The 26,532-nt window shown below is 44.1% G+C and carries 25 protein-coding genes; 1 reads left to right on the top strand and 24 read right to left on the bottom strand.

What is annotated here, in order from left to right:
• Positions 1-114 precede the first annotated feature (114 nt).
• From ACTNC6_RS00900 to infC, 4 genes are all read right to left on the bottom strand, one after another.
• Positions 115-1,275, bottom strand: coding sequence for an ABC transporter substrate-binding protein (locus tag ACTNC6_RS00900; protein ID WP_441033821.1), 1,161 nt, complete (start codon positions 1,273-1,275; stop codon positions 115-117).
• Between the two features lie 397 nt (positions 1,276-1,672).
• A complete protein-coding gene (gene rplT / locus ACTNC6_RS00895) occupies positions 1,673-2,029 on the bottom strand; it encodes a 50S ribosomal protein L20 (protein ID WP_019162769.1) in 357 nt (118 codons plus the stop codon).
• Between the two features lie 39 nt (positions 2,030-2,068).
• Positions 2,069-2,266: a 50S ribosomal protein L35 gene (gene rpmI / locus ACTNC6_RS00890; protein ID WP_019162770.1), complete on the bottom strand. Its 198-nt coding sequence runs from the start codon at positions 2,264-2,266 to the stop codon at positions 2,069-2,071.
• Between the two features lie 35 nt (positions 2,267-2,301).
• Entirely contained in the window at positions 2,302-2,796 is a 495-nt protein-coding gene (gene infC / locus ACTNC6_RS00885; RefSeq protein WP_019162771.1) for a translation initiation factor IF-3, read from the bottom strand.
• A gap of 393 nt (positions 2,797-3,189) precedes the next feature.
• On the opposite strand from infC, the gene ACTNC6_RS00880 reads away from it, so the two are divergent.
• A complete protein-coding gene (locus tag ACTNC6_RS00880) occupies positions 3,190-3,510 on the top strand; it encodes a DUF1540 domain-containing protein (protein WP_019162772.1) in 321 nt (106 codons plus the stop codon).
• A gap of 63 nt (positions 3,511-3,573) precedes the next feature.
• Here the strand turns inward: ACTNC6_RS00880 and ftsZ are convergent, their stop codons facing one another.
• The 20 genes from ftsZ to rlmN all read right to left on the bottom strand — a co-directional run bounded on the left by ftsZ (position 3,574) and on the right by rlmN (position 26,529).
• A complete protein-coding gene (ftsZ, locus tag ACTNC6_RS00875; RefSeq protein ID WP_441043084.1) occupies positions 3,574-4,755 on the bottom strand; it encodes a cell division protein FtsZ in 1,182 nt (393 codons plus the stop codon).
• Between the two features lie 198 nt (positions 4,756-4,953).
• Positions 4,954-6,078: a cell division protein FtsQ/DivIB gene (locus ACTNC6_RS00870; RefSeq protein WP_441033817.1), complete on the bottom strand. Its 1,125-nt coding sequence runs from the start codon at positions 6,076-6,078 to the stop codon at positions 4,954-4,956.
• The gene (gene murA, locus ACTNC6_RS00865; RefSeq protein ID WP_441033815.1) at positions 6,071-7,354 is read right to left on the bottom strand and encodes a UDP-N-acetylglucosamine 1-carboxyvinyltransferase; all 1,284 of its coding nucleotides are present in this window, start codon (positions 7,352-7,354) and stop codon (positions 6,071-6,073) included. Before murA ends, ACTNC6_RS00870 begins: the two co-directional genes overlap by 8 nt.
• A gap of 14 nt (positions 7,355-7,368) precedes the next feature.
• The gene (locus ACTNC6_RS00860) at positions 7,369-8,484 is read right to left on the bottom strand and encodes an FtsW/RodA/SpoVE family cell cycle protein (RefSeq protein ID WP_441042961.1); all 1,116 of its coding nucleotides are present in this window, start codon (positions 8,482-8,484) and stop codon (positions 7,369-7,371) included.
• Positions 8,485-8,520: 36 nt separating this feature from the next.
• Positions 8,521-9,876 carry a UDP-N-acetylmuramoyl-L-alanine--D-glutamate ligase gene (murD, locus tag ACTNC6_RS00855; RefSeq protein WP_173742249.1) on the bottom strand — a complete coding sequence of 452 codons (1,356 nt, stop codon included), beginning with the start codon at positions 9,874-9,876 and terminating at the stop codon, positions 8,521-8,523.
• A gap of 13 nt (positions 9,877-9,889) precedes the next feature.
• The gene (mraY, locus tag ACTNC6_RS00850) at positions 9,890-10,846 is read right to left on the bottom strand and encodes a phospho-N-acetylmuramoyl-pentapeptide-transferase (RefSeq protein ID WP_019162778.1); all 957 of its coding nucleotides are present in this window, start codon (positions 10,844-10,846) and stop codon (positions 9,890-9,892) included.
• Between the two features lie 72 nt (positions 10,847-10,918).
• Positions 10,919-12,667 (bottom strand): peptidoglycan D,D-transpeptidase FtsI family protein, encoded by a 1,749-nt coding sequence (locus ACTNC6_RS00845; RefSeq protein WP_441042960.1) that lies wholly within the window; start codon positions 12,665-12,667, stop codon positions 10,919-10,921.
• Positions 12,668-12,767: 100 nt separating this feature from the next.
• A complete protein-coding gene (locus tag ACTNC6_RS00840) occupies positions 12,768-14,999 on the bottom strand; it encodes a peptidoglycan D,D-transpeptidase FtsI family protein (RefSeq protein ID WP_441033805.1) in 2,232 nt (743 codons plus the stop codon).
• A 17-nt stretch (positions 15,000-15,016) separates the two neighbouring features.
• Positions 15,017-15,559 carry a hypothetical protein gene (locus ACTNC6_RS00835; RefSeq protein ID WP_441033803.1) on the bottom strand — a complete coding sequence of 181 codons (543 nt, stop codon included), beginning with the start codon at positions 15,557-15,559 and terminating at the stop codon, positions 15,017-15,019.
• 17 nt (positions 15,560-15,576) lie between these two features.
• Positions 15,577-16,512: a 16S rRNA (cytosine(1402)-N(4))-methyltransferase RsmH gene (gene rsmH / locus ACTNC6_RS00830; protein WP_173742252.1), complete on the bottom strand. Its 936-nt coding sequence runs from the start codon at positions 16,510-16,512 to the stop codon at positions 15,577-15,579.
• A 64-nt stretch (positions 16,513-16,576) separates the two neighbouring features.
• The gene (gene mraZ / locus ACTNC6_RS00825) at positions 16,577-17,008 is read right to left on the bottom strand and encodes a division/cell wall cluster transcriptional repressor MraZ (protein ID WP_019162783.1); all 432 of its coding nucleotides are present in this window, start codon (positions 17,006-17,008) and stop codon (positions 16,577-16,579) included.
• A 237-nt stretch (positions 17,009-17,245) separates the two neighbouring features.
• Complete coding sequence (gene lgt / locus ACTNC6_RS00820) at positions 17,246-18,412, bottom strand: prolipoprotein diacylglyceryl transferase (protein WP_441042959.1); 1,167 nt, start codon at positions 18,410-18,412, stop codon at positions 17,246-17,248.
• Between the two features lie 20 nt (positions 18,413-18,432).
• Positions 18,433-19,530, bottom strand: coding sequence for a redox-regulated ATPase YchF (gene ychF / locus ACTNC6_RS00815; protein WP_173742254.1), 1,098 nt, complete (start codon positions 19,528-19,530; stop codon positions 18,433-18,435).
• 150 nt (positions 19,531-19,680) lie between these two features.
• Positions 19,681-20,253, bottom strand: coding sequence for an N-acetyltransferase family protein (locus ACTNC6_RS00810; RefSeq protein WP_441033798.1), 573 nt, complete (start codon positions 20,251-20,253; stop codon positions 19,681-19,683).
• A gap of 38 nt (positions 20,254-20,291) precedes the next feature.
• Positions 20,292-20,966 carry a thiamine diphosphokinase gene (locus tag ACTNC6_RS00805; protein WP_441033796.1) on the bottom strand — a complete coding sequence of 225 codons (675 nt, stop codon included), beginning with the start codon at positions 20,964-20,966 and terminating at the stop codon, positions 20,292-20,294.
• A gap of 8 nt (positions 20,967-20,974) precedes the next feature.
• Positions 20,975-21,649: a ribulose-phosphate 3-epimerase gene (rpe, locus tag ACTNC6_RS00800; RefSeq protein WP_433845472.1), complete on the bottom strand. Its 675-nt coding sequence runs from the start codon at positions 21,647-21,649 to the stop codon at positions 20,975-20,977.
• Positions 21,649-22,527: a ribosome small subunit-dependent GTPase A gene (gene rsgA, locus ACTNC6_RS00795; RefSeq protein WP_173742258.1), complete on the bottom strand. Its 879-nt coding sequence runs from the start codon at positions 22,525-22,527 to the stop codon at positions 21,649-21,651. Before rsgA ends, rpe begins: the two co-directional genes overlap by 1 nt.
• A gap of 3 nt (positions 22,528-22,530) precedes the next feature.
• Positions 22,531-24,747: a Stk1 family PASTA domain-containing Ser/Thr kinase gene (pknB, locus tag ACTNC6_RS00790; protein ID WP_441042957.1), complete on the bottom strand. Its 2,217-nt coding sequence runs from the start codon at positions 24,745-24,747 to the stop codon at positions 22,531-22,533.
• Positions 24,741-25,487, bottom strand: coding sequence for a Stp1/IreP family PP2C-type Ser/Thr phosphatase (locus tag ACTNC6_RS00785; protein ID WP_441033792.1), 747 nt, complete (start codon positions 25,485-25,487; stop codon positions 24,741-24,743). The genes pknB and ACTNC6_RS00785 overlap by 7 nt, the downstream gene beginning before the upstream one ends.
• A 1-nt stretch (position 25,488) precedes the next feature.
• Entirely contained in the window at positions 25,489-26,529 is a 1,041-nt protein-coding gene (gene rlmN / locus ACTNC6_RS00780) for a 23S rRNA (adenine(2503)-C(2))-methyltransferase RlmN (protein ID WP_303241832.1), read from the bottom strand.
• Positions 26,530-26,532: the final 3 nt, after the last annotated feature.

Here is a 26,532-nt window from a genome sequence, read left to right as displayed (position 1 = left end):
TTAAATAAATAAGTAAATCAGACAGAACAGAGAAGGGAGACGGTCTCCATACCGGAAACCGTCCCCCGACCCCCAATGTCTTCTGATATTAATGTTATAGATCCACTGTCTGGATTATTTCATCTCAATATACTCACCGTTTTTGATCTCGAATGCTTTTGGTTCTTTATCACATTCTCCATCCTCGGTCCATTTTGCCTTACCTGTGATACCATCCAGTTCAATGTTCAGCATAGATGCTGCCATTGCTGCACTGATATCCTCGTTGCTCATATCCGGTGTAATTCCTGCATCTGTTGCTGCAAGCTGCATTGCATAAACAACGTCATATGCATCTGCTGCGAACTGGTTCGGTACCTCGCCGTTATGGGCATCACCGTAAGCTTTTACAAAATTCTGGCTCTTTTCATCTGTTGCTGTAGCAGAGAATGGTGTCAGAAGCATAACTCCTTCTGCAAGAGAAGTATCAAAGTTCTCTACATTCAGAATACCATCCATACCATCTACACCGAAGAATTTAATATCTGTCATACCAGCTTCAGATGCCTGCTGAAGGATCAGGGCATTGTCTGAATAATAGTTCGGAAGGAACAGAAGCTCTGCGCCGCTGTCTTTGATCTTGGAAAGCTGTACAGAATAATCTGTATTGCTGTCTGTTGTATAAGCTTCATCTGCAACAACCTCAAGTCCGCCCTCAGCTGCTGCTTCTACAAAAGCATCATGAACACCTGAATTATAATCTGCAGCTGAATCGTAAAGAACAGCTACCTTTGTAGCAATCTTATGTTCGGAAATAAACTGTGCAGATTTGGTTCCCTGAGCCGGATCAGTAAAGCACATACGGAATTCATTGCTTCCGGATGTGATGCTGTCCAGTGCAGTTGCGGATGGTGTGAAAAGGAAAGTACTCTCAGCAGCTTCAGCACCTACAGCAATACAGGAACCGGAAGTTACTGTTCCGCAAAGCATCTGCATTCCCTTGTCAAGAAGGTCATTATATGCATTAACTGCTTTCTCCGGATCTCCCTGGTCATCGCCTGCATCCAGAACCTCTACCTGATAACCGTTGAATCCACCGTTTGCATTGATCTCATCTACTGCAATCTTGGTAGCATTATATACGTTTGTACCATACTGTGCATAATCACCTGTCATAGGTCCGATTACGCCGATTTTGAATGTCTCGTCCTCTGCAAATACAGATACCGGAGCCATTGTTGCCATTACCATTGCTGCAGCTGCAGTAAGGCTTACTGCTTTTTTCCAGTTTTTCATAATAATTCCTCCTTGATTATCTCTGTCAGGGGTCTGCCGGACATCTTTACCCTCTTTACTAATGGCATATAAGCAAAAAGCCAGCCGGTATGCTTCAGCCGGCTTTGGCTTCCCTGACATCCTTATTTATAATGTAAGAATTATAACATCTTATATTTCCCTGTGCAAGGGAAATTTGTGAAATTCCAATATTTTTTTCCGTCATATAGGGACATTTGACCGTCTATGGCAATATTTCAATACCTGCTTTTGTTGCATTTTTACCATTTTTTCCAAAACCTTTTCCTGCAAACCGGGAAAAGAATCCGGTTAACATAAAAAAAGACATATGGAAAGACACATCTGTGTTTCTCCATACATCTTTAATTACTACAAAATTCTTATGATAAATTAAAAATTAAGCGATTGCTTTCTTAGCGATCTCAGCAAGTGCTGCAAATCCCTCTGCATCATTTACTGCAAGCTCTGCAAGCATCTTTCTGTTGATATCTACATTAGCAACTTTCAGACCATGCATCATTTTGCTGTAGGATAAACCGTTCATTCTTGCAGCTGCATTGATACGAGCGATCCAGAGCTGTCTGAACTGACGTTTTTTCTGCTTTCTTCCTGCATAAGAGCTTGTAAGGGCTCTCATTACAGACTGTTTTGCTACTCTATACTGTTTGGAGCGGGCTCCTCTGTAACCTTTAGCCAGCTTTAATGTACGATTATGTCTTTTCTTTGCGTTTAATCCGCCTTTAATTCTTGCCATTTCTCAAATTTCCTCCTGTTCGTCTTCTTCTATTAGATCTTATAAATATGGTAATGCTTTCTTCATGCTCTTAACATTAGTAGAATCAACAACAGTAGATTTTCTTAAATTTCTCTTTCTCTTCTGAGATTTCTTTGTTAAGATATGGCTCTTATAAGCTTTATTTCTTACTAACTTTCCTGTACCTGTTTTTTTGAAACGCTTTGCTGCTGCTCTACAAGTTTTAATTTTTGGCATTGTAATTTCCTCCTTAATCTGTATCTCTATTATATTTAACGCTTTTCCGTTAAAAACATAGTCATGCTTCTGCCTTCAACCTTAGGTGCCTTTTCCACTGTTGCCACATCAGCAAGAAGTTCAGCAAAATCATCCAGCACATGTCTGCTGTTTGCCATATGTGCCATCTCTCTTCCGCGGAAACGTAAGGTTACTTTTACTCTGTCACCCTTGGAAAGAAACTTTCTGGCGGCGTTGACTTTCGTATTAAGGTCATTGGTATCAATGTTCGGTGAAAGTCGCACTTCTTTGACATCGATGGTCTTCTGCTTTTTCTTTGCTTCCTTCTCTTTTCTCGCAAGCTCATAACGGTATTTACCATAATCAATGATCTTGCATACCGGTGGTTTTGCCTGAGGGGCAATTTTTACCAGGTCAAGTCCTGCTGCCTGGGCTTTAAACATCGCTTCCTTAGCGGACATGATGCCAAGCTGTTCTCCGTCCGATCCGATCAAGCGTACCTCTTTGTCTCTGATCTGTTCATTAATCATTAAATTGCTAATTGTAGTGCACCTCCATACCTTAGATAGACTTTCATAACTTCTCGTCGCCCTCATTGTCATCTACGCAGAAAAAAAGCGTGGACAAAATCCACACTCTGTTATCACACCCACTGACAGAATCTGCCCCTGGTCACTGTGTAATATAAACCCAAGCCGCAGCCATAATGCGCTAAGGTGAGAGTGGAACTCTGCTTTGTTTTCTTACGTACTCATATAAACTATCACGTTTCACCCCGTAAGTCAAGTACTTTTTTGTTTTTCCGAATATTTTTCTGTATACATATTTTTATTTTTTCCGGGCATCCTTATTCTGTAGAAGGTCAGGAGCAGAAATCTGTTCTGGCCCAATAATAATACCAACCAAAGGAGGATATCAAAATTATGACTATTCTGAAATGTTCAGCAGCAAACTGTATTTACAACAAGGACCAGCTCTGTTCCAGAGGTAATATTGACATCAATGGTAAAAATGCAGCTTCCCCCAATGAAACCAACTGCGACAGTTTCCAGGAACGTTCCGGCAGTTCTGTGACTGACCGCTACAGCTGCGGCTGTGGCTGTGAGAAAATTCAGATTGACTGTCAGGCCCACAATTGCACCTATAACAGTGACTGTAAATGTACAGCCTCTTCTATTCAGGTAGAGGGTTCCGGTGCCCACAGCTCTGCTGATACAAAATGCAGCACTTTCCAGTACCTCTGATTTTTTCCGAAAAAATACAAAAAGGCATGTCCCATCAGACATGCCTTTGCATTTCTCATATGATTATCTGTTTTTCAGGAAATCCGGAATCTGAATATCCTTTTTCTGAACTGTGCTGGAAGGTGTCTTCGTTGTTCCGAATGGTGTTGCATTCATAGTCGGAAGACTGAAGCTCGGCATATTCAGAGTAGGTGCAGCAGTTGTTGAAGCAACTGTACTACTAGCTCCTAATGGCTGGGAAGAAGGTCTTCTTGCACCAAAGGAAGAAGCTGTGTTTCTTTTTCCGAAAGGGGCTGCCTGAAGATTCTCATCATTCAGACCTGTGGCAATTACTGTAATTCTGCAGTAATCAGCAACAGTATCATCATACATAGCACCAAAGATAATATTTGCATCCTCTCCGGTAAGCTCCTGTACATAGCTTGCTGCATCATTTGCATCCATAAGAGAGATGTCTCCGGAGATATTAATGATTACATGAGTAGCACCCTTGATGGTAGTTTCCAGAAGAGGTGAGGATACAGCCTGCTGAACAGCCTCCATAGCCTTGTCATCTCCTCTTGACTCACCGATACCGATGTGGGCAATTCCCTTATCTGTCATAACTGTCTGAACATCAGCAAAGTCAAGGTTGATCAGTGCCGGCAGGTTGATCAGGTCTGTAATACCCTGTACAGCCTGCTGAAGAACCTCATCAGCTTTCTTCAGAGCCTCCGGCATGGTTGTCCGGCGGTCTACAACTTCCAGTAATTTATCGTTTGGAATAACGATGAGTGTGTCAACTGCTTTCTTCAGATTCTCAATACCTGCAAGGGCATTATTCATACGTGTTCTTGCCTCAAAACGGAAAGGCTTGGTAACTACGCCGACTGTCAGGATACCCATTTCCTTCGCTGCAGCAGCGATTACAGGTGCAGCACCTGTTCCGGTTCCGCCACCCATACCACAGGTAACGAACACCATGTCTGCGCCCTCCATTAACTGTTTCACTTCTTCAATGCTCTCTTCTGCAGCTTTCTGCCCAACCTCAGGCTGTGCTCCTGCACCAAGTCCCTTAGTTATCTTTTCGCCAATCTGAAGTACAGTCGGAGCTTTGCAGAGAGTTAAAGCCTGTTTATCAGTATTTACACCTACAAACTCTACTCCCCCGATGGATTCCTCCACCATTCTGTTTACTGCATTATTTCCGGCTCCACCTACGCCAATTACAATAATCTTTGCAGATGATTCAGCCTCATTTGACATAATCTCTAACAATGTACTTCCTCCTTTATTTCTATCTGATATCCTTCTCAGTAATTTATGTCATAGCTACATATAGATATATCATATATTTTTTTCGGAAATTAATCAACCATTAATTTCGTTTTTTTCTACTTTTTTTCGGGAAACTTCTCTCTTTTATGCTGCGGGAGCCTGTTTTTCCGGGTTTACAGGAGACTCTCAATACTCACTGTCATAGCTGTCATTGTACCCACTGTCATAATCGCCGCTGTAATCTTCATTATCTTCATCGTAATCTCCGCTGTCATCCCCGTTATAATCACTTTCATTTTCACTCTGGCTTTCTTCCCCTGAACTTTCCTCATCTGCGGAAGTGCCATCAGATTCGTTTTCCTGAGCATCCAGTGACTCCTGGGTTGGCTTTGGTCCTACATAATTGCCATCGGCATCATATTCGCCTTCTCCTGTATAATCTCCCTCTTCGTCATATCCACCATTCCAGTTTTCTATGGCTTCATCCAGGGCAGTCCGGGGTCTGGCACCCACATAATTACCATTTTCATCATATTCACCGTCCCCGGTATAATTTCCCTGCTCATCATATCCGCCATTCCAGTTTTCTGCTGTCACAGGCTCCTTCTCTTCCTCAAAGGTATTGGTATCTGTAGAAACACTTTCCATATGAAGGATTCCTTTCTTGCCCGTGAGCTTAGGCAGAATCGCAATCACCCGGTTCATCTTTTCCTCCAAATCTTCATCCTTGCCCAGCTGTACCGTAATGTCACCGTAAATCAGACTGATGGAATAACTGCTGTCAAACTGGATGTGATCCGGTATCATTTCATTTTTCTGGAAAATAGTGGACAGCGCAACTGCTGTATTCAGTACAGAGTCTCCTTTGATATCCAGCTTCTCATCCATAACAACACTGTTTACCTGAATCCCGTCAAAATAAGGTACAGACTCATCCCTGGTTTTGGAGCCCTCCACAAAAATACCATTTCTGTCAAAAAAAACATAACTGTCCAGATAATGAATACACCCCACAGGCTTTTTCTCTTTTACACTGATACAGATTGTATTCCGGTTGATCTGGGTCACCTTGAATGCATCTACAAAAGCAACATCATCTGTATCTGTTGTGCTGTATATCATCGGTGCAAGCACAGAGTTAGAGGCCAGCGGTCCCCGCAGCACCATCTTTTTTACTTCTTCATCTGAATAATGAGTGGTTCCTCTGACCTGCACAGAATCTACTTTATAATAAGTAAATAAAACAACTGCTGCTGCCAGGAGGCCCAGGCCAACAATATATGCTGTTATTTTTTTTGTTTTTTTATTCATATTCCTTCTTTCTGGTACCGGACTGCCATATCCTGCAGCCCAAAGCTTTCAGATCTTCACAGATATGTTCATATCCCCGTCCGATCAGCTCAGCACCACGGATACAGGTCTCTCCTTCTGCCATCAGTGCGGCCAGTACAAGTGCTGCCCCGCCTCTCAGATCTCCTGCTTCCACTTCTGTTCCTCTTAGCGGAAATCCTCCGGTGATCCTGGCCCGGTTTCCTGTTATCTCAATATGTGCACCCATTTTTCTCATCTGACAGGCGCTGCCGAATCTGTCCTCAAAAATCTGCTCCTGTATGACACTCTCTCCAGGATTTCCTGTGAGAACAGCCATAAGCGGTGCCTGCAGATCTGTGGGAAATCCGGGATAGATTTCTGTCTGCACAAATGGCACAGGACGACACGCCTCTCTTCCATTGATTTTTAGTGTACCACTTTTCCCGTAATATTGTCCACCTATTTTCTGATATACTTCCAGGAAGGCCTTCATTTCCTCCACTGGTACCCGCGAAAGAGTAATCTCACTTCTTGCTGCTGCAGCTGCACAGATATAGGTTCCGGCTACGATTCTGTCCGGCGGTATCACAAAATTCCCGGATTCCAGCCTGTTTACTCCACATATTCGGATCTGTTTTGTTCCCTCTCCCTTTATATTGGCACCCATGGATTTCAGGAAACGGCAAAGCCAGACCACCTCCGGTTCTTTGGCACAATTTTCCAGGACAGTATCTCCCTCAGCCAGAACAGAAGCCATCACCGCCTGTTGTGTAGCCCCCACACTTACTCTGGGAAAGCAGATGTATCCACCTGTGAATCCGATGCATTTCCCCTTAAGTCCGGATTTTTCCTCCCGGATAACAGCTCCCAGCTTCTTTAATACCATCAGGTGAATATCTATAGGTCTTTTTCCGATGACGCAGCCTCCCGGGTACCCCATTCTGCAGCTGTGGTTTCGTGCCAGTATTGCTGACAGGAGAATAACGGAAGAACGCATTCTTCTGGTAAATTCCCCTGGTATCTCTGTTTTGTCCGCATTGGTACAATCCAGATACAGGTCATGATTCTCCCACCAGGTAACAGCCCCCAGATTTTCCAGTATCTCTTCCATGCAGAATACATCAGAAATCTTTGGGCATCCTTTCAGTATACTGAGTCCCCTGTGCATCAGTGCTGCAGCCATCATAGGCAATGCTGCATTTTTTGATCCCTGTATGGAAATATTTCCTGCCAGTGACTTTCCACCTACCACATGTATTTCCGTCAAATTTTTCACCCCTAAAGGGCCTCTTACTTCCTATTATATGTATAAACTCCTTTTCTGTGACTGCTCACTCCCAGTGCCAGCCCCATTTCACCCAGGAGAAAAACCACAGAGGTGCCTCCATAACTGACAAAGGGCAACGTTATTCCCGTGTTTGGTATGGTATTGGTAACTACCGCTATATTCAAAATCACCTGCATAGCCAGATGCCCCATAATCCCTCCGCAGAGCAAAGCACCCTGAAGATCCGGGGCATGCATAATACTCACACAAAGTCTCCACAAGAGCAATACAAACAAGAGGATCAGTACTACGCCTCCTGCAAGCCCCAGTTCCTCACAGATTACAGAAAATATCATATCGTTCTGGGCTTCCGGGACAAAGCCCAGCTTCTGCAGACTGTTTCCCAGTCCTCTTCCAAAAATCCCCCCACTGCCAATGGCATATAAACCCTGAATTGTCTGAAATCCTTTTTCATACTTTTCCGGATTTCGCCAGATTGCCAGCCGTTCCAGGCGATAGCTTTCTGCAGCCAGAAAAATAACAGCAAAACCGATTCCCAGTACTCCTACTCCTATAAAAGGCAGATATCTGGAATTTGAAACAAAAATAAGCGCCACACCAATTCCCAGAATAATAAGGGCAGTACTCAGATTGTTGGATCCCACAATCCCCACAATAGGAAGCAGTGTAAGCATGGTTCTGAACATAAACCACAGACTGTCTGTTTTCTTTTTCCATCTGTCTATCTGCCAGGTCAGAAAAAGAATAACTGCTACCTTTGCAAACTCTGAAGGCTGAAAGGATAAGGGGCCCAGATTCAGCCATCTTCTGGAACCGTTGATCTCCTGTCCAACAAAAAGAACAGCAACAGACAACACGACAGAAACCAGATATGCCATCGGAGCCAGCTTTACAAAAAAATGATAGTCCAGGTTCATGATCAGATACATGATTCCCAGTCCCAGAGCTGCTGCAAACAGCTGTTTCTTAAAATAGTAGGCAGAGTCGCCGAAGCGCACTCTGCCGTTATATTCACTGGCAGAAAGCAGCATTACAAGACCAAACACAGTCAGCACTACCACCAGCACCAGCATTACAATATCTGTTTTTTCAAAATCTGTCCGTCTCTCTGACACCATCACAGTCTCCTCAAGAGGGCCTTATCTAATCATATTCTACAGATTTCTCACATATTCCTTAAACATATCTCCACGCTGCTCATAATTATCAAACTGTCCCCAGCTTGCGCAGGCAGGAGAAAGAAGTACCGCGTCTCCGGGATTTGCTTTCCGGGCACATACATTAACAGCCTCTTTCAGATCTTCGCAGAGAATAATATGATGAAAACCATGTTTCTCTGCTGCTTCTTTAATCTTCTCCTTTGTCTGCCCGATCAGTACCAGGTATCGCACTTTTCCATCAAAAGCTTCTATCCATTCATCATAACCGGATTCTTTATCATAACCTCCGCCAATAAGCAGTGTGGGGCGATTCATAGCCTGGATTCCCTTGATCGCAGCATCCGGATTGGTTCCCTTGGAGTCATTGTAATAAACTACCCCGTTCTTCTCTGTCACATACTCAATTCTGTGAGCCACTGCAGTAAATTCGCAGATACTCTTACGGATACTTTCCATACTGACCCCATCATAATAAGCCATGGCTACTGCAGCCATTACATTTTCAAAATTATGCTTACCAAGGAGCTTCAGTTCTTCTGTTCTCACCACTTCTATGGTTTCTTTTCCATCTTTCAGAATAATCTTATCACCATCCAGATAGATACCCTGTTCCAGTTCTCTCTCACTGGAGAAATATACCACTCTCGGCACCAGATTTTTACCAAATTCACGCAGAACCTCATCCTCATAGTTCAGGACACAGATATCCTCAGTTCCCTGATTTTTGGTGATCAGTTCTTTTACCCGGATGTATTCCTCCATAGTATGATGACGATTCAGATGATCCTCTGTAATATTCAAAATCGCAGAAACCTTCGGTGCAAACAGATCAATGGTCTCTAACTGAAAACTGCTGATTTCTGCCACTGTTACAGAATAAGGTTTCATCTCCAGCGCTTTGGAAGTATAAGGGGTTCCGATATTTCCTACCACAAATACAGATTCCCTTGCATCCTGCATAATCTTTCCAAGAAGCGCAGTGGTAGTTGTCTTACCGTTTGTACCGGTGATGGCCAGTACTTCGCCTGCCCCCACCCGGAAAGCAAGTTCTACCTCTCCCCAGACCGGAATCCCCTTTGAATAAAAGTTCTTTACAACCGGAATATCTGTAGGTACACCAGGACTTAAAACCACCAAATCCAGACTGTCAATTACTTCTTCCGGAAGATTTCCTGCATAAATCTCTAATGGATAGGTTCCGTTGGTTTTATGTACTACTGCCTCTTTATCAATATCTGCATTTCCGTCATAAATAACAGGAACAGCACCTACCTTTGCCAGAAGATCAGATGCTCCGATCCCGCTTTTGCCGGATCCAAACACCAGAACCTTTTTTCCCTGTAATTCCATAATAATTTCCTCCTTATAAAGCCAGCAGAGCGATCATACACATCACAGCCGTCACCACAGAAAAGACTGCGACCACTCTGGTCTCAGACCATCCGCACAGTTCAAAATGATGATGGATCGGTGCCATCTTAAAAATACGTTTTCCGTGAGTTGCCTTGAAATATGTTACCTGGATCATAACAGAAAGCACCTCGATCAGATAAATCAGACCTACCAACAGGATAAATAAAGGCATCTGCATCACATAGGCTGTACCAGCCACAAAGCCTCCCAGGGCAAGGGAACCGGTATCACCCATGAACACCTTCGCCGGATAAACATTGAATAAAAGAAATCCCATAAGACTACCTACTACTGCACAGGTGATCGGCTCAATGCCTGATTTCAGTCCAATAGATACCACAGAAAAGAACACTGCTACAATGAGAGTCACACTGGAAGCAAGACCATCCAGTCCATCTGTAAAGTTCACTCCGTTTACAGTACCGATCACTGCAAAAAACAGTATCGGATAGGCAAGCCATCCCAGATTCAGAAAATGTCCGCTCCAGAACGGAATCCGCATAGTCAGAGAAATATCTGTATATCTGACAATATAAAATACAAAAATTGCAGTCAGCACAACCTGAAGAGAAAACTTCTGTGCAGGCATCAGACCATCCGAACGTTTCAGAACAACCTTCAGATAATCATCAAGAAAGCCGATGATTCCAAATCCAAGTGTCAGAAACAATACAGGAATGATCTTTGGATAATCCTTTACATAAAACAGAGCAGTCACAGCTGTGGCAATCAGAAAAATCACACCGCCCATAGTAGGAGTTCCCGCCTTTTTCAGATGAGACTGTACACCCTCTGTTCTCTCCGTCTGTCCCATCTTCAGTTTCCTGAGAAAAGGAATGATGACCGGTCCTAATATAACGCTGATGGCAAATGCGATCAGTACAGGGATTACAACTTGAAATTCCATCTCACACCTCATTCATTCTTTCGTTTTTTGATTTTAAAGCAATTCTTAGTATAAGTCTTTTCTCTATATTTATCAACCCTCTGAGCTGTTTTCCCCCGTTTTTTCGATTCCCAGATAGGGAAGTATATTTTCAAAAATACTACGGATCACCGGTGCTGCAACGGTCCCCCCGTAATAAACTCCTTTTGGATCATGAATAATACACAGGCCCAGCACCTGAGGATTTTCTGCAGGCGCAAATCCCAGGAAGGAGGAAATATATCGGCAGGAACTTCTGGGCAGTGTCTGGGATGTTGCTGTTTTTCCGCCAATGTGATATCCCTGGATCCCGGCATTTTTTCCTGATCCCAGAGAAACAACTTTTTCAAGAATTTCTCTTATTTGTCCGGAGGTTTCGGAAGAAACAATTCCTTCCTTCACAGGATAAACCAGTTCTTCTGCTTTTGTCTGTTCTCTGTCAGATACTGCAGTTCCAAAGTGCGGTGTCACACGCCGTCCTCCATTGATCAGAGAACTGACAGTAACAGCCAGCTGAATGGGCGTGATCTGAAAGGACTGTCCAAAGGAAACCGTAGCCAGCTCTACCTCTCCCATATTTTTTTCCTGGTGCATGATCGTCCTGGCTTCTCCCGGCAGATCCACACCAGTTTTGGTAAGCAGCCCGAATTTTCGGAAGTATCTGTAATATCTGTCCACTCCCAGCCGAAGACCTACCTGGATAAACACCGGATTACAGGAATTCTGTGCTCCCTCTACAAAATTCTGGGGACCATGGCCGGTTCTTTTGGCGCAGTGGATCCGGCGATCCTTTACCAGGATATATCCCGGGCAGTAAAACCTGTCATCCACAGATACTACCCCTTCTTCCAGCCCTGCAGCCATTGTTATGATCTTGAAGGTAGATCCCGGTTCATAGGTATCATTCAGGCAGGGATTTCTCCACATCTGATTCAGACGTTCCTGCTTTTGCTCCTCTGTCATTTCGGCTGTATCCCTTGGGGTATTCAGAGTAAAAGGATCATTCAGATCAAATTCAGGTACATTAACACAGGCATAAATTTCTCCATTCTGAGGATTCATGATCAGAATAGAAACTCTTTCTGCCTGTTTTTCCTCCATTACCTTCAACGCCTCCTGCTGAGCATATTTCTGAATATTAATATCCAGACTTAACCACAGGCTTTTCCCTTCCTCCGGCTCCTTTCTCCGCTCACCCAGGCTGTCCAGTTCTATGCCTCTGGCATCTGTGGTAGTAAGGATCTTTCCCGGTTTTCCTTTCAATATTTCATCATATTTTACTTCCAGCCCGATAATTCCCTGATTATCACCTCCTGTAAATCCCAGAACCCTGGAAGCCAGGCTTCCATATGGGTAGTATCGTTTATAATCCTCATCCACCTTTACCCCGTCCAGCCTGCATTCCCGGATAGCATCTCCTGTACTTTTATCTACATTGGTCTTTATCCTCTCTATGGAAGAAATCTTTTCTACTCTTTTCATTACATCCTCTTCTTTCATTCCCAGCTTTTCTGCCAAAATCCGGATGATCTTCTCTGGATCCCTGATCTGGCTGTGAATAACAGAAACTGTACAGACTGTCCGGTTAGAAGCCAATACTTTCCCCCTGGCATCCAGGATAAGCCCCCTGGCCGCCTTAATGTCCCGTTCTCTTTCATGAAGCTCTTCTGCCCTGTCATAATAGCGTTCAGGACAAAAACACATAAGATAAGCCAGCCTTCCTATAAGTCCTGCCATGATCAGAACACAGCAGAGAAAAACAGTCCAGCTTTTTTTCTTATGAAATGTCATCAGTTTTTTCATCAAAAATCCCCTGAAGAGAAAAGTCATAGTAATATATGATTTTTCTCCCCAGGGGTATCACTTTACTTGTTATTTACAGAATATTTATTTAAAAAATATTTTATTCCAGTCCTGCTTCCTCATTGGTAATTCCTTCAGATTCTGCATTGTTATCCTCAGTGGTATCTGATTCATCCCCCTCAGGGGGTGCAGGTGCATCCAGGTTGGAAACACCGTCCTCTGCTGATTCCGTGGCTGTTCCATTCTGAGAAGAAGCTTCCGGCAGATTTTCAGACAATTTGTAATTGCCCTGTTCGTCCAGCAGATGTTCACCATTGCTGTCCAGAAGATATCCATTTTCATCTATACGGTTACCATCCCAGTCGATCAGATTTCCCTGGGCATCTACCAGTCTGCCATTCTCATCCAGGTTACTGCCTGTAGTACTCTTCAGATGTCCGGAAAATCCTTCCCACAGTTCTGTCTCAGGAATGGTTCCGTCCTCGGATTCATCCGGCTTTACATTCAGATAGGGAAGAAGCTCTGAGAGGATACCCTGGGCAATGTACTGCGGATAAGTACTGTTTGCCTGTTCCTCTGTATTGGGCTCATCCACAACCACATAAATTACCACTGCCGGATCATCCACCGGCGCAAATCCGATAAAGGATACCAGATATTTATTATTTCCACGGGGATATTTCTCTGCAGTACCTGTTTTACCGCCTGAGCTGTAGCCCTGTACCTTGGAGTGACGGCTGGTACCCTGCTGTACACTCAAAGCCATATAGCTTCTGATGTCACTGGAAATCCCTGAGGAGATCGTCTGCTTCAAAAGAGTCGGTGTCATGGTTTTGACTGTACTTCCCGCACTGTCAAGAATCCTTGTCACCAGATGAGGCTGATAATAATAGCCCCCATTGATAACAGAACACATAGCATTGATTTCCTGGATCATAGTACAGGTAAATCCCTGTCCAAAAGCTGAGCAGGCCAGCTCTGTCTCACCCATGGACTCCTCTGTATGGATAATGCCGGCACCTTCATTAGGAAGATCGATGCCGGTTCTTGTTCCAAAATTAAACAGGCTCTGGGCTTTTACAAACTGCTTGGCTCCCATTTTTGCACCGATCTGCATCATGGCATCATTACAGGAATTGGCGATTACCTCTCCCAGGGTTTCTGTCCCATGGGCATTTGGCCATACCGCACATTTGATCAGAGTATCTCCAAAGGTCTGGGATCCGTCACACACAAAGGTGTCAGACTCCTGAATGGCTCCCTTTTCCAATGCAGAAGCCATAACAATCGGTTTTACAACAGAGCCGGGTTCATAGGCATCTGTGACACAGAAATTACTCCACATGCCATTTAGTGCTTCTACCGTCTCATCATCATTCATTGCTTTGATCTGGTCTTCTGAATATATGACGGAAAGATCTCTGGGATTATTCAGATCATAGCGGTCTCCTCCATCCATGGCAATGATCTCACCTGTAGATGGGTCTTCCACGATCACACCAATATTCTTGGCACCCATTGCTTCCTTGAAACCATTTACATATTTCTCTACAATCTGCTGCGCCCCAATGTCAATACTGGTCTGGATACTCTTTCCATTGGTGGCTGGAATGATGGTCTGTTCCACATCTGAATCATTATTGATATATCCATATTGTCTGCCATCCACGCCTGTGAGAGTACTGTTATAATATCCCTCAAGACCGCTGTCTGCCACATCACGGTCCAGAGTAAAGCCAATCGTATCGCAGGCTGCTTCATTAAACGGATAGGTTCTCAGATAATCCTCTTCAAACCAGACACCCTTGATATTGGCTCTTTCCTTTGTCTGGGACGCACTCAGACCGGAATCCTCGTCTGCTTCCTCATAAGCCTCAAATTCCTTCTTCTTGTCCATGGAAAGCTGCTTGGTCACAATCTGATACTGACTCTGACTGGTATCGGAATCAGACAGCAGTGAACGGATTTTCTCCTCCTCCAGTCCAAGTACCTCCGTAAGAGCCTTGATGGTAGGCTCCACATAATCTTCATCGGAATTCACCGTCTTACAGTCCAGAATCACATTGTAAACCTTATTGCTGGTTGCGAGAATATTTCCGTTCTTATCATAAATATCTCCTCGCTTGGCAGGCAGCGTCTGGCTTTCATATTTCTGCTGGGCCTGGCTGAGAACCTGCTTTTTATACTTACTTCCACTGGTAGCATTAATATAGGTAATTCTTAGTGTTAATGCTACTAAAGCCAGCAATACTAAAGAAAATAGTATCACCAGCTTCTTTTTCATGTTATAGTTTATTTTCTTTACGGGCTTTCCCCGCTGTTTTTTCCCCATATTACTCAATCACTCACCTACTTTATATCCGGTATATCCTGATACTGTCTGACATAGCTGTTTCCAGAGGATGAATAGGTTACAGTCTGATCTTCAGAAGGATACTTCATTCCCAGACTTCCCATTGCTTTTTTCTTGATCAGATTCAGATCCACATTGGAAGTTACCTGACTGTAATATGCATCATTGTCCTCCCTGAGCTGCAAAAGCTCCTCCTCCAGTGCAGCAACCCTACTCATCTTCGCTGTGATCTCTGACTTGTATCTGAGATAATTTACTGAGCAAAAAAGTATGGCTACACATACAACAGCCAGAAACGCTACAAAAGCCCAGTTCATACCCAGAGCCCTCTGTCTGTTCTGCTGTGCCTGTTTACTCAGCTGATGCTGTGTTTGAGGGACAGGCTGAGGCTGTACCCTGCGGTTTCTGCCTGCCTCCTGCCTTCTCTCCGGGATTTCATTGAGCCGTCTGACTGTATTTCCATCCACATATGCTCCCCTGTTTACCGGGGTCTGATATCTATTTCTTCTTGCCGTTTCAGCCCTAGTCGTTCTCCCCATTTTATGCCTCTTTCCAATTAATATACCCTTTCAAAAATCCTGAGCTTCGCGCTTTTGGAACGCGGATTTTCTTCCATTTCCTGCTCCCCCGGAAGAATTGGTTTTCTGGTTATTACCCGACCCTTTGATTTTTTTCCACATACACAAACAGGAAAATCAGAAGGACAGGTACATGGATTTTCATTCTTACGGAAAATCGTTTTAACAATCCGATCCTCCAGAGAATGAAAAGTAATAATACAAAGCCGGCCTCCGTCATCCAGAAGATCGATCATTCCATCCAACGAATCTCTCAGTACATCCAGTTCCCTGTTCAGTTCAATACGAATTGCCTGGAATGTTCTCTTGGCCGGATGTCCTGATTTGACCTGCATCTTCATCGGGATGGACTGTCTGATGATCTCAGTCAACTCTCCGGTTGTAGTGATCGGCTTTGTCTGCCTTGCTGTAACAATATGTCTGGCAATATTTTTTGCAAATTTATCTTCACCGTAATCACGGATGATACGGTACAGTTCTCTTTCTTCATAGCCATTGACAATGTCACTGGCTGTCAGCGTCTGGCGCTGATCCATTCTCATATCAAGAGGCGCATCCACACGATAGGTGAAGCCACGCTCCTCATTATCTAACTGGTAGGAAGATACTCCCAAGTCCAGAAGAATCCCATTGACCTTATGAATCCCCCTTGCTGCCAGTTCCGGTACCATGTAACAATAATTGCTGCGAATGATCGTCGCCTGTTTATAGGCGGCTAACCTCTCACTCGCAGCAATTATCGCATCCTGGTCCTGATCTATACCAATAAATCTCCCCTTGGCAGAAAGCTTCTTACATACCTCCATGGCATGCCCGGCACCACCCAAGGTGCCATCCACGTAGATTCCGTCGGCCTTTACGTTCAAGCCGTCAATGGTTTCCTCCAGCAATACAGATTTGTGTTTAAATTCCATCTCCGTCTCCTGTCTGGATTTCCCCGCGGGATATCACTTGTGAACAATAACATCTCAAACACCCTTATATGACAATTCCCATTTCCTGCATGCTCTCTGCAATACTGTCCATGTCGTCATAATTACAGTTCTCACTCCACTTCTCTTTGCTCCAGATTTCAATCCTGTTCAGATTTCCGGTCAGGACTACATCCTTATCCAAGCCTGCAAATTCACGTAATGTCTGAGGCACAAGGATTCGTCCCTGCTTGTCCAGTTCACACATAGCTGCACCGGCAACAAAGAATCGTGAGAAAGTTCTGGCGTTCTTATTTGTAAGTGGTAAAGCTCTGAGTTTCATTTCAAAGGCCTCCCACTCATCCATCGGATAAATGGAAAGACAACCATCAAGTCCCTTGGTCAGGACAAACTCTTCCCCTAAGAGCTCCCTGAATCTGGAAGGGATGATCAGACGCCCCTTAGCATCTATTGTATGATTGTACTCGCCCATGAACATATTACTCACCTACTCTCGTGAAGTCTGAATCTCCCCTTCAGGCTTCCGGATGGTAATGGTTTCATCTGCCACTGTTCCCCCATTTGCCACCACTAATCACCACTTTCTACCACTTATGTAACAATAATAAACTATTTATGTGGAAAAAACAAGAGCTAAACCAATATTTTTTATTCTGTTTCTATCCACAAAAAAAAGCTCTTTTCAGAGCTTTTTCCATATATATTGATCTGTATTCTATTCTTCCTGCTTTTCAGATGCCTTATCAGAAGACTTTCTCCACTGACTGGGAATATGGGCATATTCCAGGTTCTCCCAATTGTCTGTTTCTCCCTGGATTTTATCCTCCTGAATAGTTTCTTCCTCCTGGACAGGTGGTTTTTCTGATGGTTTTTCTGATGGTTTTTCTGATGGTTTTTCTGATGGTTTTTCTGATGGTTTTTCTGATGGTTTTTCTACTGGCTCTTCCGTTTTCTTATCCACTGGCTTATGTTCCCTTCTGGATTCCTCTTCTTCCCGGAAAACCCTTTCTCTGCGGATCTTGCGGATATCTGCACGTTTCTTGACCATAACACGCCGCACTGTCACAATCGGAACAAAAACAACCACCAGTACTCCGGAAATCAACAGTGAAATATCCACTGATGTTCCGGGAATATACAGTTTATCTGTTCTCAGCCATTCACAGACAAAACGTCCCAGTCCATATCCTGCAAGATACCACATAAACAGCTCTCCCTGATATCTCTTCTTTCTCCGAAGTGCCAGAAGTACCAGGAGCAGTAACAGGCACCAGAGACTCTCATAGAGAAACACCGGCTGGACCTGGATAAAGGACACTCCATCGATTGTCAGAAGGTTATCACGCATAGCTCCCGACACTTCTCCGGAACGAACCGCAGATATAGGAAGCTGCATGGTCAGAACTCCATCTGTATATTCCCCAAAGGATTCCCTGTTAAAAAAATTACCCCAGCGTCCCACAACCTGCCCCAGAAGTACCCCCAGGCTGACTGTATCTGCCATCTGCCAGAAAGGCAGCTTTGCCAGTCTGCAGAACAGTGTCGCAGCAAAGACACCGCCAAGTAATCCACCATAAAAAGCATATCCGCCATTTCTCACATCAAAAATTGTCCGGAGATTTCCCTGATACAACTCCCAGGAAAAAATAACATAAAACAGTCTTGAACCCACCACGGAAGCAGCCAGGGAAAGTATCATCATATCCAGATATTTATTCTGGTCTTCATGATTCCTTCCTGCCTCCAGTACCACAAGTCCCATTCCCAAAAGGGCACCTGCCGCAATAAGCATCCCATAAATTGTAAATTCCATTCCGAAAATCTGAAATGCCCTGGGCACATAGTCCAATACCAGATTTATTCCCGGAAAACGAATTGACATATCCATATATCACCTTTTTATTATACGTTAAAGCGGAATAAGATCACATCTCCATCCTGCACAACGTATTCCTTACCTTCCATTCGCACAAGCCCTTTTTCTCTGGCACCGGCATAGGAGCCACAGTCCAGCAGATCCTGATAATTCACAACCTCTGCCTTAATAAATCCACGTTCAAAATCTGTATGGATCTTACCTGCTGCCTGAGGAGCTTTGGTACCGATCTTAATAGTCCATGCTCTGGTCTCATCTTCCCCTGATGTAAGGAAGCTCATCAGTCCCAGAAGATGGTAGCTTGCTTTTACCAGTTTCTCAAGTCCTGATTCTGTCAGTCCCAGATCCTCCAGAAACATTTTTTTCTCATCATCATCCAGTTCTGAAATCTCTTCTTCAATTTCTGCACAAATAACGAAAATCTCACTGTTCTGCTCTGCCGCATATTTGCGCACTGCCTGTACATGGCTGTTGCTTTCACCGTCATCAGCCAGATCTCCCTCTGCTACGTTTGCAGCATAGATCACAGGCTTCCAGGTAAGCAGATTATAAGTTGCCATCCATGCTTCCTCGTCCTCATTTTCCAGTTCCATCGTAATGGCCATCTTGCCGTCTTCCAGATGTGTTTTTACCTTCTGAAGGAAATCCAGTTCTTTGGCAGCTTCCTTATCCATACGTGCAGTCTTTGTCACTTTTGCAATTCTTCTCTCAAGGATTTCAAGGTCTGAGAAGATCAATTCCAGGTTGATGGTCTCAATGTCACGAAGAGGATCGATGCTTCCATCTACATGGATCACATTGGAATCTTCAAAGCAGCGGACTACATGAACGATTGCATCTACCTCACGGATATTTGCAAGGAACTGGTTTCCAAGACCTTCGCCTTTGGATGCTCCCTTTACAAGGCCTGCAATATCTACGAATTCAATTACAGCAGGTGTCACTTTTTTAGAATGATAAAAATCTCCAAGAAGCTTCAGTCTCTCATCCGGCACTGTAACAACACCTACATTAGGGTCGATGGTACAGAACGGATAGTTTGCTGATTCTGCTCCTGCCTTTGTCAATGAATTAAATAATGTACTTTTTCCAACATTGGGTAATCCGACGATTCCTAATTTCATTTTTCTCTATATCTCCTTTAAATGTATTGATTGTACGGTCTTTTTTCAGCATGAATTATATCATATCAAAACTCTTTTGTATACCTCTTGTGTACTTATCCCCTTTGTTCTCAGCAATACGCTTTCCGGTGCACAGGAAAAGTCCGAAAACTATAATCCGAATTTCTCCCTGACAGCAGCAAAATCACGGACAGGCAGCATATTTTCCTGTGTAACACCAATCTGCTTATCCATATAAACAAGGGTATACCATCTGTGAAATTTATATCCGCAGTCTTTCAGTTCTCCCGCATATCTATATCCCATTTTTTCATGGAACTGAATACTATTATAATCAGAATACTCATCTTCCGGTTTCACGATCAGCGAAATTGCCCGTACGACTCCCTGCTCTCTCAGAACTTCTTCCATCAGAGCATACAGCTGTCGTCCCACGCCCGCTCTCCGTACCTTCTGGTTAAGATAAACGGTCATCTCTACATCCCATCCAAAAGCAGCTCTGGGATGAAATCTTCCTGCATAGGAATACCCTATGATCTCCCCCTTATTTTCTGCAACAAAGTAGGGATAATGTTCCAGGATATGGCTGATCCGCTCACGGAATTCTTCCACAGACGGAACCTCATATTCAAAAGTTACTGCTGTGTTTTTTATATAATATGCATAAATTTCCAACAATTGTTCTGCGTCTTCAACTGCGGCTGTCCGAATTTTGATGTCCATGATATTTTTCCTTCTTCCGTTTCTTCATCTTTTGCCAGCTACCTGTCTCTGGACTGGATCATCAACAGGGTTCCTGACTCATATGTAACCCTGGCCTGCTCTTCCTGTATTTCATTACTTACAGTCAGTCCACAATCCAACAGACTCAGATCATAACCATCTAATAAGTATTTAAAACCTTCCAGGCAAAGTCCCTTCACAGCTCCTCCTATGGCAAAAAAAGATACATATTTGCCGAACTGACTGGATTTCTCCAGCACCTTTCCATTCTCTGCCAGCGTCATATAATTATACTGATCCACTAATGCCAGAGAAACCCTTTTCTGACCTGCAAGAATAAGAAGACCCAGATTTGCAATCAGGTGATCCACCCTCCGGCCTGTTGCTCCCAGGATTTCTATTCTCTTTGTTCCCCGCCGGATAGCCAGATTCACAGCACACTGGGTATCCGAATCATCCTTTTCAGGCTTGAGACGTATCACTTCCACCGTACTTAAGTCTTTCAGAAACTCCTCACCCTGAGGAGACAGACTGTCAAAATCACCTACAGCCACATCCGGAAGAAGATGATTTTCCATAAAAAATTCCAACCCTCTGTCTGCAGCAATCAGGCAAAGCTTTTCCCGCCCTGTTCTTTCTATTCTGTTTCTTAAAAAATCGAGGGCAAAATCTCTCTGGATATCGCCCCCGCTTACAATAACCGTATCTTTCATACTGTTCCTCAGTCAATCTCTCTGATTACTTCATTCATTCGCTTCTTTGCATGGCGTACTCCGGAAACCAGATTATCTTTAAAAACATAGGAACCTGCCACCACAAGGTTTGCCCCTGCCTTTAATACAGTTTCCATTGTTTCATCATTGATTCCTCCATCCACCTGAATGTCTACATTCAGATCTTCATCCCGGATCAGGTCACGAAGCTCCTGAATCTTCTCTGTACACTCCTCCAGATATTTCTGACCTCCGAATCCCGGCTGTACAGTCATAACCAGAACCATATCCACATCCTCAAGCATATGGCTGATATCATTTACCGGAGTAGCAGGCTTAATGGATACACCCACCTTTACTCCTGCTTCACGGATCTGTTCTATGGTACGTTCCAGATCTTCACAGGCTTCTGCATGTACAGTGATAGAATCCGCGCCACAATCAACAAAATCTCTGATATACCGTTCCGGTTCTGTCACCATCAGATGCACATCAAAAAATAATTTTGATTCTTTTCGGATTGATTTGATCACTGGCATTCCAAATGAGATGCTGGGTACAAAATCACCGTCCATCACATCAATATGAAGCCATTCAATCCCTTCTTCTTCCAAAATTTTAATCTGTTCGCCTAAACGGTTAAAATCCGCTGATAAAATAGACGGACATAACTGATACATAATCAGAATCTCCTTTTCTCTTTTAATTCTTCATAAAGTCCCAGATAATCTTCATATCTGAGGCTACTGATCTCATGGTTATCCAGTGCTTCCTTTACTGCACAGCCCGGCTCATGGATATGTCTGCATCCCTGAAACCTGCACTGCCCTTCATATTTCCGGAATTCCGGAAAATAATCCTTAAGTTCCTGCTCCTCCATATCTGAAAGATACAGACAGGAAAAACCAGGAGTATCCACCAGATAGGTATCCTTTCCCGCCGGAATAACCTGGGAATGACGGGTAGTATGTTTTCCCCGTTTCAGTTTTTTGCTGATCTCACCGGTCTCCATCTGTACATTTCCCTGAAGGGCATTGGTAATCGAAGATTTTCCCACACCGGAAGGACCAGCAACCACTGTAGTCTTTCCCTGGAGTATTTTTTTTATCTCCTCCATACCATCTCCCTGATAGGTACTGGACAGGATTACCTTATATCCGCAGCTCTGATAGGTCTCATATAAGAAGTCCAGTTCTTCCCTGGTTCCCAGATCTTTTTTGTTAAAGCAGATGGTAACCGGAATATCTGCCTGCTCCATCATGATCAGAAAACGATCCAGCAGCATGAAATTAGGTTTTGGGTTTTCCATTGCAAAAATCACAAAAGCCTGATCCACATTGGCAACTGCCGGGCGGATCAGGGAATTTTTCCGGGGAAGGATAGCAGTAACACTGCCCTCCTTCTCCTTCTCATCCAGCACCTCTATTTCCACATTATCACCTACCAGAGGTTTCCGGTTATCTTTTCTGAAAATTCCTTTGGCCTTGCATTCATATACTTCATTATCCTCAGCATGAATGTAATAAAATCCTGCAATTCCCTTAATAATTTTTCCCTGCATGTACTACTCAGCCTTAGCAAATGTGATGGAGTATTCTCCAAGCTTTTGATAGGTTCCGTTAATTTCCTCAGAAAGATATAAAGTACCCTGGCTGACTCCCGGTGCACCAGTAATATCCAGTGTATACGGGAACTGCAGTGTCTGTCCCTCCAGGATCACAGATGCAGATGGGTTACCATTTACATTCTGTATCAGTTCCAGGCGGATAGGTCCTCCTGAATATCCGATCGGTGTATTCAATGCCTGTGTACATTTCCAGACCTCACCGTTTGCAGCAGCTGCACTCTGCTGTGCCAGATCTGCTGCGGAAGTATCTGTGCCGGCTGCACTATCTGTACTATCTGTACTGCTGCTTTGTGTATTTGAATCGGAAGTCTGTGCAGAAGATGGATCCTGATCTCCGGAGCTTACAGTAAGTACTACATTCACAGTATCCGGATCATCCCAGTCACCTGCTTCCGGTTCCTGGGCAATTACCTCTCCTGCCGGTGCATCTGTGCTCTTCTGCTCTTTAACTTCAATATTCAGAAATTTGCCAAAGGTTGTAATCGCATCATTCTTCGTCATACCAACAACACTTGGTACTTCCACACTGTCACCATAATCAACACCACGGCTGACAACCAACGTAACACTTGTTCCGGAAGCCACCTGATTTCCTGCAGCAGGAGTGGTAGAATATGCATATCCCGGATCCACAAGGGGATATCCGTCATCATTTAACTCACTGTATTCCTTCTGAACATTTACAGTAAGTCCCATATCCTCCAGTGTCTGCTGGGCATCTACGCCTGTCTGTCCATCCACATCCGGAATGGTGATCTGCTGAGTTCCCTTGCTGATATAATACTTAATAGTTGTATATTGCTCAACCTTGCTTCCCTGCGGAATATCCTGAGAAGAAATCGTTCCTTTTGCCATGTCAGAAGCTTCCTCACCCATAGGCTGGATTCCCAGCTTCATATCCTTAGTGATCGTCTTAGCCTCTTCCTCTGTTTTTCCACGAAGATCCGGGACAGTGACCATTTCATCATCCTCTGCTTTCTCGGTCTGAACCTGCTGTTTATTTTCCGTTTTAGCTCCTCCGATCAGACCAGAAGCTTTTCCTGCGATCAAAATGATTGCAATCAGGATCAACACACCCATCAGAAGCATGATAATGGTCATCACTTGACCATTGCCTTTCTTGTGTTTTTTATCCTTTTTGCTTTCCCGCCTCTTCCGTGATGTATCCTCAGGCTCATCATCATAATCCGTCTCATTGATTTCTGCTTCCAGAGCCTCCGGATCAGCCTTTGAAATCTGCTTTGGTGTATGCTTGATCTCACCCAGTTCCGCATCAGAAATCACTACTGTTTTGGCATCGTTATCTACTGATGTGAGCTTTACAAAATCACCCTGGGGATCAATAAGAGAATGCTTCAGATCCCCGATCACATCCTCCATATTCTGGTATCGTCTGTCAACACTTTTCTGTGTACATTTCAATATGATCTGCTCCAGGCTGTGAGGCAGCTCCGGTGCATATACACTTGGCGGTACCATCTCTTCCTGAAGGTGCTTGATGGCAATGGCAACTGTAGTATCTCCGTCAAAAGGAACCCTGCCTGTCACCATCTCATAAAGCGTGATACCCAGAGAATAGATATCACTCTTCTCATCACTGTATCCTCCACGCACCTGCTCCGGAGAACTGTAATGAACAGATCCCATTACATTGGAGCTGATGGTATTGGATGACGCTGCTCTGGCAATTCCAAAGTCTGTTACTTTTACCTTTCCATCCATGGAAATAATAATATTCTGGGGCTTTACATCACGATGTACAATCCCGTGGCTGTGTGCGGCCTCCAGTCCCATGGAAACCTGAATGGCAATGCTGGTAGCTTCCTTTACAGAGAGTCTGCCCTTCTTGGAAATATATTCCTTCAGTGTGATTCCCTCGATCAGTTCCATAACAATGTAATAAACTCCATTGTCATCTCCAACATCAAATACATTAACAATATTTGGATGTGTCAGAACTGCAGCAGCCTGTGCCTCACTTCTGAATTTCTGTATAAAAGTTGTATCTTCCCGAAACTCCGGCTTCAGCACCTTGACAGCGACAAAACGATTCAACTTGTGATCCTTTGCCTTGTATACGTCCGCCATTCCGCCGGTACCTATTTTGCCTAATATTTCATAGCGCTCTGCTATGATCATTCCTGTTTTTAACATTCTTCCACCTCATTTGCGAATGGTTCTATCAATACAATTGCAATATTGTCTTTACCGCCGTTACGGTTTGCCTCACCGATAAGGGTCCTGCCTCTTTCATCCAGGGCCTCATCCCTTCTGGAAAGTATCTCTTTTATCCGGCTGTCCTCGACCATGTTGCTCAATCCATCCGAACACATTAAAATCACACTTTCCGGTTCCAGTTTCAGATCAAAAAAATCTACATCCACTGTCCTTTCCGCACCCAGCGCTCTTGTGATGATATTTTTGTCCGGATGGTTTCTGGCCTCTTCGGCACTGATTTCTCCCATCCTGACCATCTCCTGCACCAATGAGTGGTCTCTTGTTATCTGCTGAAGTTCTCTGTCCGCCACATAGAGACGGCTGTCCCCCACATTGGCCACATATGCATACTGCCCAACGATAGTGGAAACTACCATAGTGGTGCCCATTCCCTTCAGTTTCTCATCCTTCTGTGCCTGCTCAATGATCTCTATGTTCGCACTTTCAATGGCATGACGGATCACCTTAACCGGATTGAAATCCTGATCCTGTCGAATCTCCTCTACCACAACACTGACAGCATGGGAGGATGCATAATCACCAGCATTATGTCCGCCCATTCCATCCGCAACAACAAACAGATTCGGAAGATTCCCAATCGGGTCGGAAGAGGCGAACACATAATCCTGATTCATCTTCCGCTTCTGACCCACATCAGTAGCTGAATATATCCTCATGTCACTTCTCGCTTTCTGTTTTTTCCATATAGCTTTTTCTTAACTGTCCACAGGCACCGTCTATATCACTGCCCATTTCCCTTCTAATAGTAACATTTATTCCACATTTTTCAAGTTTTATTTTAAAATTCTCAACAGCCTGTCGTGTAGAACGTTCAAAAGAGCGTTCCTTAATCGGGTTTACGGGAATCAGATTTACATGACAATTGATATCCCGGATTCTTCCGGAAAGCTCTCTTGCATCCTCATCACTGTCATTCACCCCGGCCACAAGGCTATATTCAAATGTGATCCTTCTGCCTGTCATATCAAAATAGTGGCGGCATGCTTCCAGAACTTCATCCATACTGTATTTTCTGGCAATCGGCATAAGTTCCTGTCTTTTCTCATCATTCGGCGCATGAAGAGAAAGTGCAAGTGTCATCTGCAGCTTTTCTTCAGCCAGTTCATAGATTTTGGGTACCAGTCCGCAGGTAGATACTGTCAGATTTCTCTGGCTGATATGAAGTCCTCCATCCTCTGTGAGAATGTGTATAAACCGCAAAAGATTGTCATAATTATCCAGTGGCTCACCGGTTCCCATCACTACTACATTGGACACTCTCTCACCTGTCAGAGTCTGAATACGATAAATCTGGTCCAGCATTTCTGAGGGAAGCAGACATCTGGTAAGTCCTCCGATCGTAGAAGCGCAGAAACGACATCCCATGCGGCATCCCACCTGTGAAGAAATACATACGGAATTTCCATGTTTGTACCGCATAAGCACACTTTCGATCACATTTCCGTCACTGAGACGAAAAAGATATTTCTGCGTTCCATCCAGTCTGGAAGTCTGTACATCTACCACCTCCAGGGCAGTAACAGGGTATTCCTTCAGCTTCTCTCTGAGCCCCCTGGATAAATTGGTCATCTCATCCCAGGAAGTAACCAGGTGCTCATGAAGCCAGCTGTATATCTGCTTTGCCCTGAAAGGCTTATCCCCCAGAGCAGTAACCAGCTCTTTTAATTCATCAACTGTCATTGACTTGATATCTGTCATTAC

It is taken from the genome of Blautia sp. HCP3S3_C4, assembly GCF_052064095.1.
Taxonomy (GTDB): Bacteria; Bacillota; Clostridia; order Lachnospirales; family Lachnospiraceae; genus Blautia_A.
This window is presented reverse-complemented; position numbering and strand designations above follow the sequence as displayed.

What these genes read in the sequence shown, in the direction of transcription:
- mraY (WP_019162778.1), bottom strand. Translation starts at nt 10,846, where the DNA reads ATGGAATTTCAAGTTGTAATCCCTGTACTGATCGCATTTGCCATCAGC.
- ACTNC6_RS00880 (WP_019162772.1), top strand. Translation starts at nt 3,190, where the DNA reads ATGACTATTCTGAAATGTTCAGCAGCAAACTGTATTTACAACAAGGAC.
- ftsZ (WP_441043084.1), bottom strand. Translation starts at nt 4,755, where the DNA reads ATGTCAAATGAGGCTGAATCATCTGCAAAGATTATTGTAATTGGCGTA.
- ACTNC6_RS00900 (WP_441033821.1), bottom strand. Translation starts at nt 1,275, where the DNA reads ATGAAAAACTGGAAAAAAGCAGTAAGCCTTACTGCAGCTGCAGCAATG.
- rpmI (WP_019162770.1), bottom strand. Translation starts at nt 2,266, where the DNA reads ATGCCAAAAATTAAAACTTGTAGAGCAGCAGCAAAGCGTTTCAAAAAA.
- lgt (WP_441042959.1), bottom strand. Translation starts at nt 18,412, where the DNA reads ATGTCAATTCGTTTTCCGGGAATAAATCTGGTATTGGACTATGTGCCC.
- rplT (WP_019162769.1), bottom strand. Translation starts at nt 2,029, where the DNA reads ATGGCAAGAATTAAAGGCGGATTAAACGCAAAGAAAAGACATAATCGT.
- ACTNC6_RS00860 (WP_441042961.1), bottom strand. Translation starts at nt 8,484, where the DNA reads ATGGTGTCAGAGAGACGGACAGATTTTGAAAAAACAGATATTGTAATG.
- murD (WP_173742249.1), bottom strand. Translation starts at nt 9,876, where the DNA reads ATGGAATTACAGGGAAAAAAGGTTCTGGTGTTTGGATCCGGCAAAAGC.
- ACTNC6_RS00835 (WP_441033803.1), bottom strand. Translation starts at nt 15,559, where the DNA reads ATGGGGAGAACGACTAGGGCTGAAACGGCAAGAAGAAATAGATATCAG.
- ychF (WP_173742254.1), bottom strand. Translation starts at nt 19,530, where the DNA reads ATGAAATTAGGAATCGTCGGATTACCCAATGTTGGAAAAAGTACATTA.
- ACTNC6_RS00810 (WP_441033798.1), bottom strand. Translation starts at nt 20,253, where the DNA reads ATGGACATCAAAATTCGGACAGCCGCAGTTGAAGACGCAGAACAATTG.
- pknB (WP_441042957.1), bottom strand. Translation starts at nt 24,747, where the DNA reads ATGTTAAAAACAGGAATGATCATAGCAGAGCGCTATGAAATATTAGGC.
- rsgA (WP_173742258.1), bottom strand. Translation starts at nt 22,527, where the DNA reads ATGCAGGGAAAAATTATTAAGGGAATTGCAGGATTTTATTACATTCAT.
- rlmN (WP_303241832.1), bottom strand. Translation starts at nt 26,529, where the DNA reads ATGACAGATATCAAGTCAATGACAGTTGATGAATTAAAAGAGCTGGTT.
- mraZ (WP_019162783.1), bottom strand. Translation starts at nt 17,008, where the DNA reads ATGTTCATGGGCGAGTACAATCATACAATAGATGCTAAGGGGCGTCTG.
- infC (WP_019162771.1), bottom strand. Translation starts at nt 2,796, where the DNA reads ATGATTAATGAACAGATCAGAGACAAAGAGGTACGCTTGATCGGATCG.
- ACTNC6_RS00785 (WP_441033792.1), bottom strand. Translation starts at nt 25,487, where the DNA reads ATGAGGATATATTCAGCTACTGATGTGGGTCAGAAGCGGAAGATGAAT.
- rsmH (WP_173742252.1), bottom strand. Translation starts at nt 16,512, where the DNA reads ATGGAATTTAAACACAAATCTGTATTGCTGGAGGAAACCATTGACGGC.
- ACTNC6_RS00840 (WP_441033805.1), bottom strand. Translation starts at nt 14,999, where the DNA reads ATGGGGAAAAAACAGCGGGGAAAGCCCGTAAAGAAAATAAACTATAAC.
- ACTNC6_RS00870 (WP_441033817.1), bottom strand. Translation starts at nt 6,078, where the DNA reads ATGAATAAAAAAACAAAAAAAATAACAGCATATATTGTTGGCCTGGGC.
- ACTNC6_RS00845 (WP_441042960.1), bottom strand. Translation starts at nt 12,667, where the DNA reads ATGAAAAAACTGATGACATTTCATAAGAAAAAAAGCTGGACTGTTTTT.
- ACTNC6_RS00805 (WP_441033796.1), bottom strand. Translation starts at nt 20,966, where the DNA reads ATGAAAGATACGGTTATTGTAAGCGGGGGCGATATCCAGAGAGATTTT.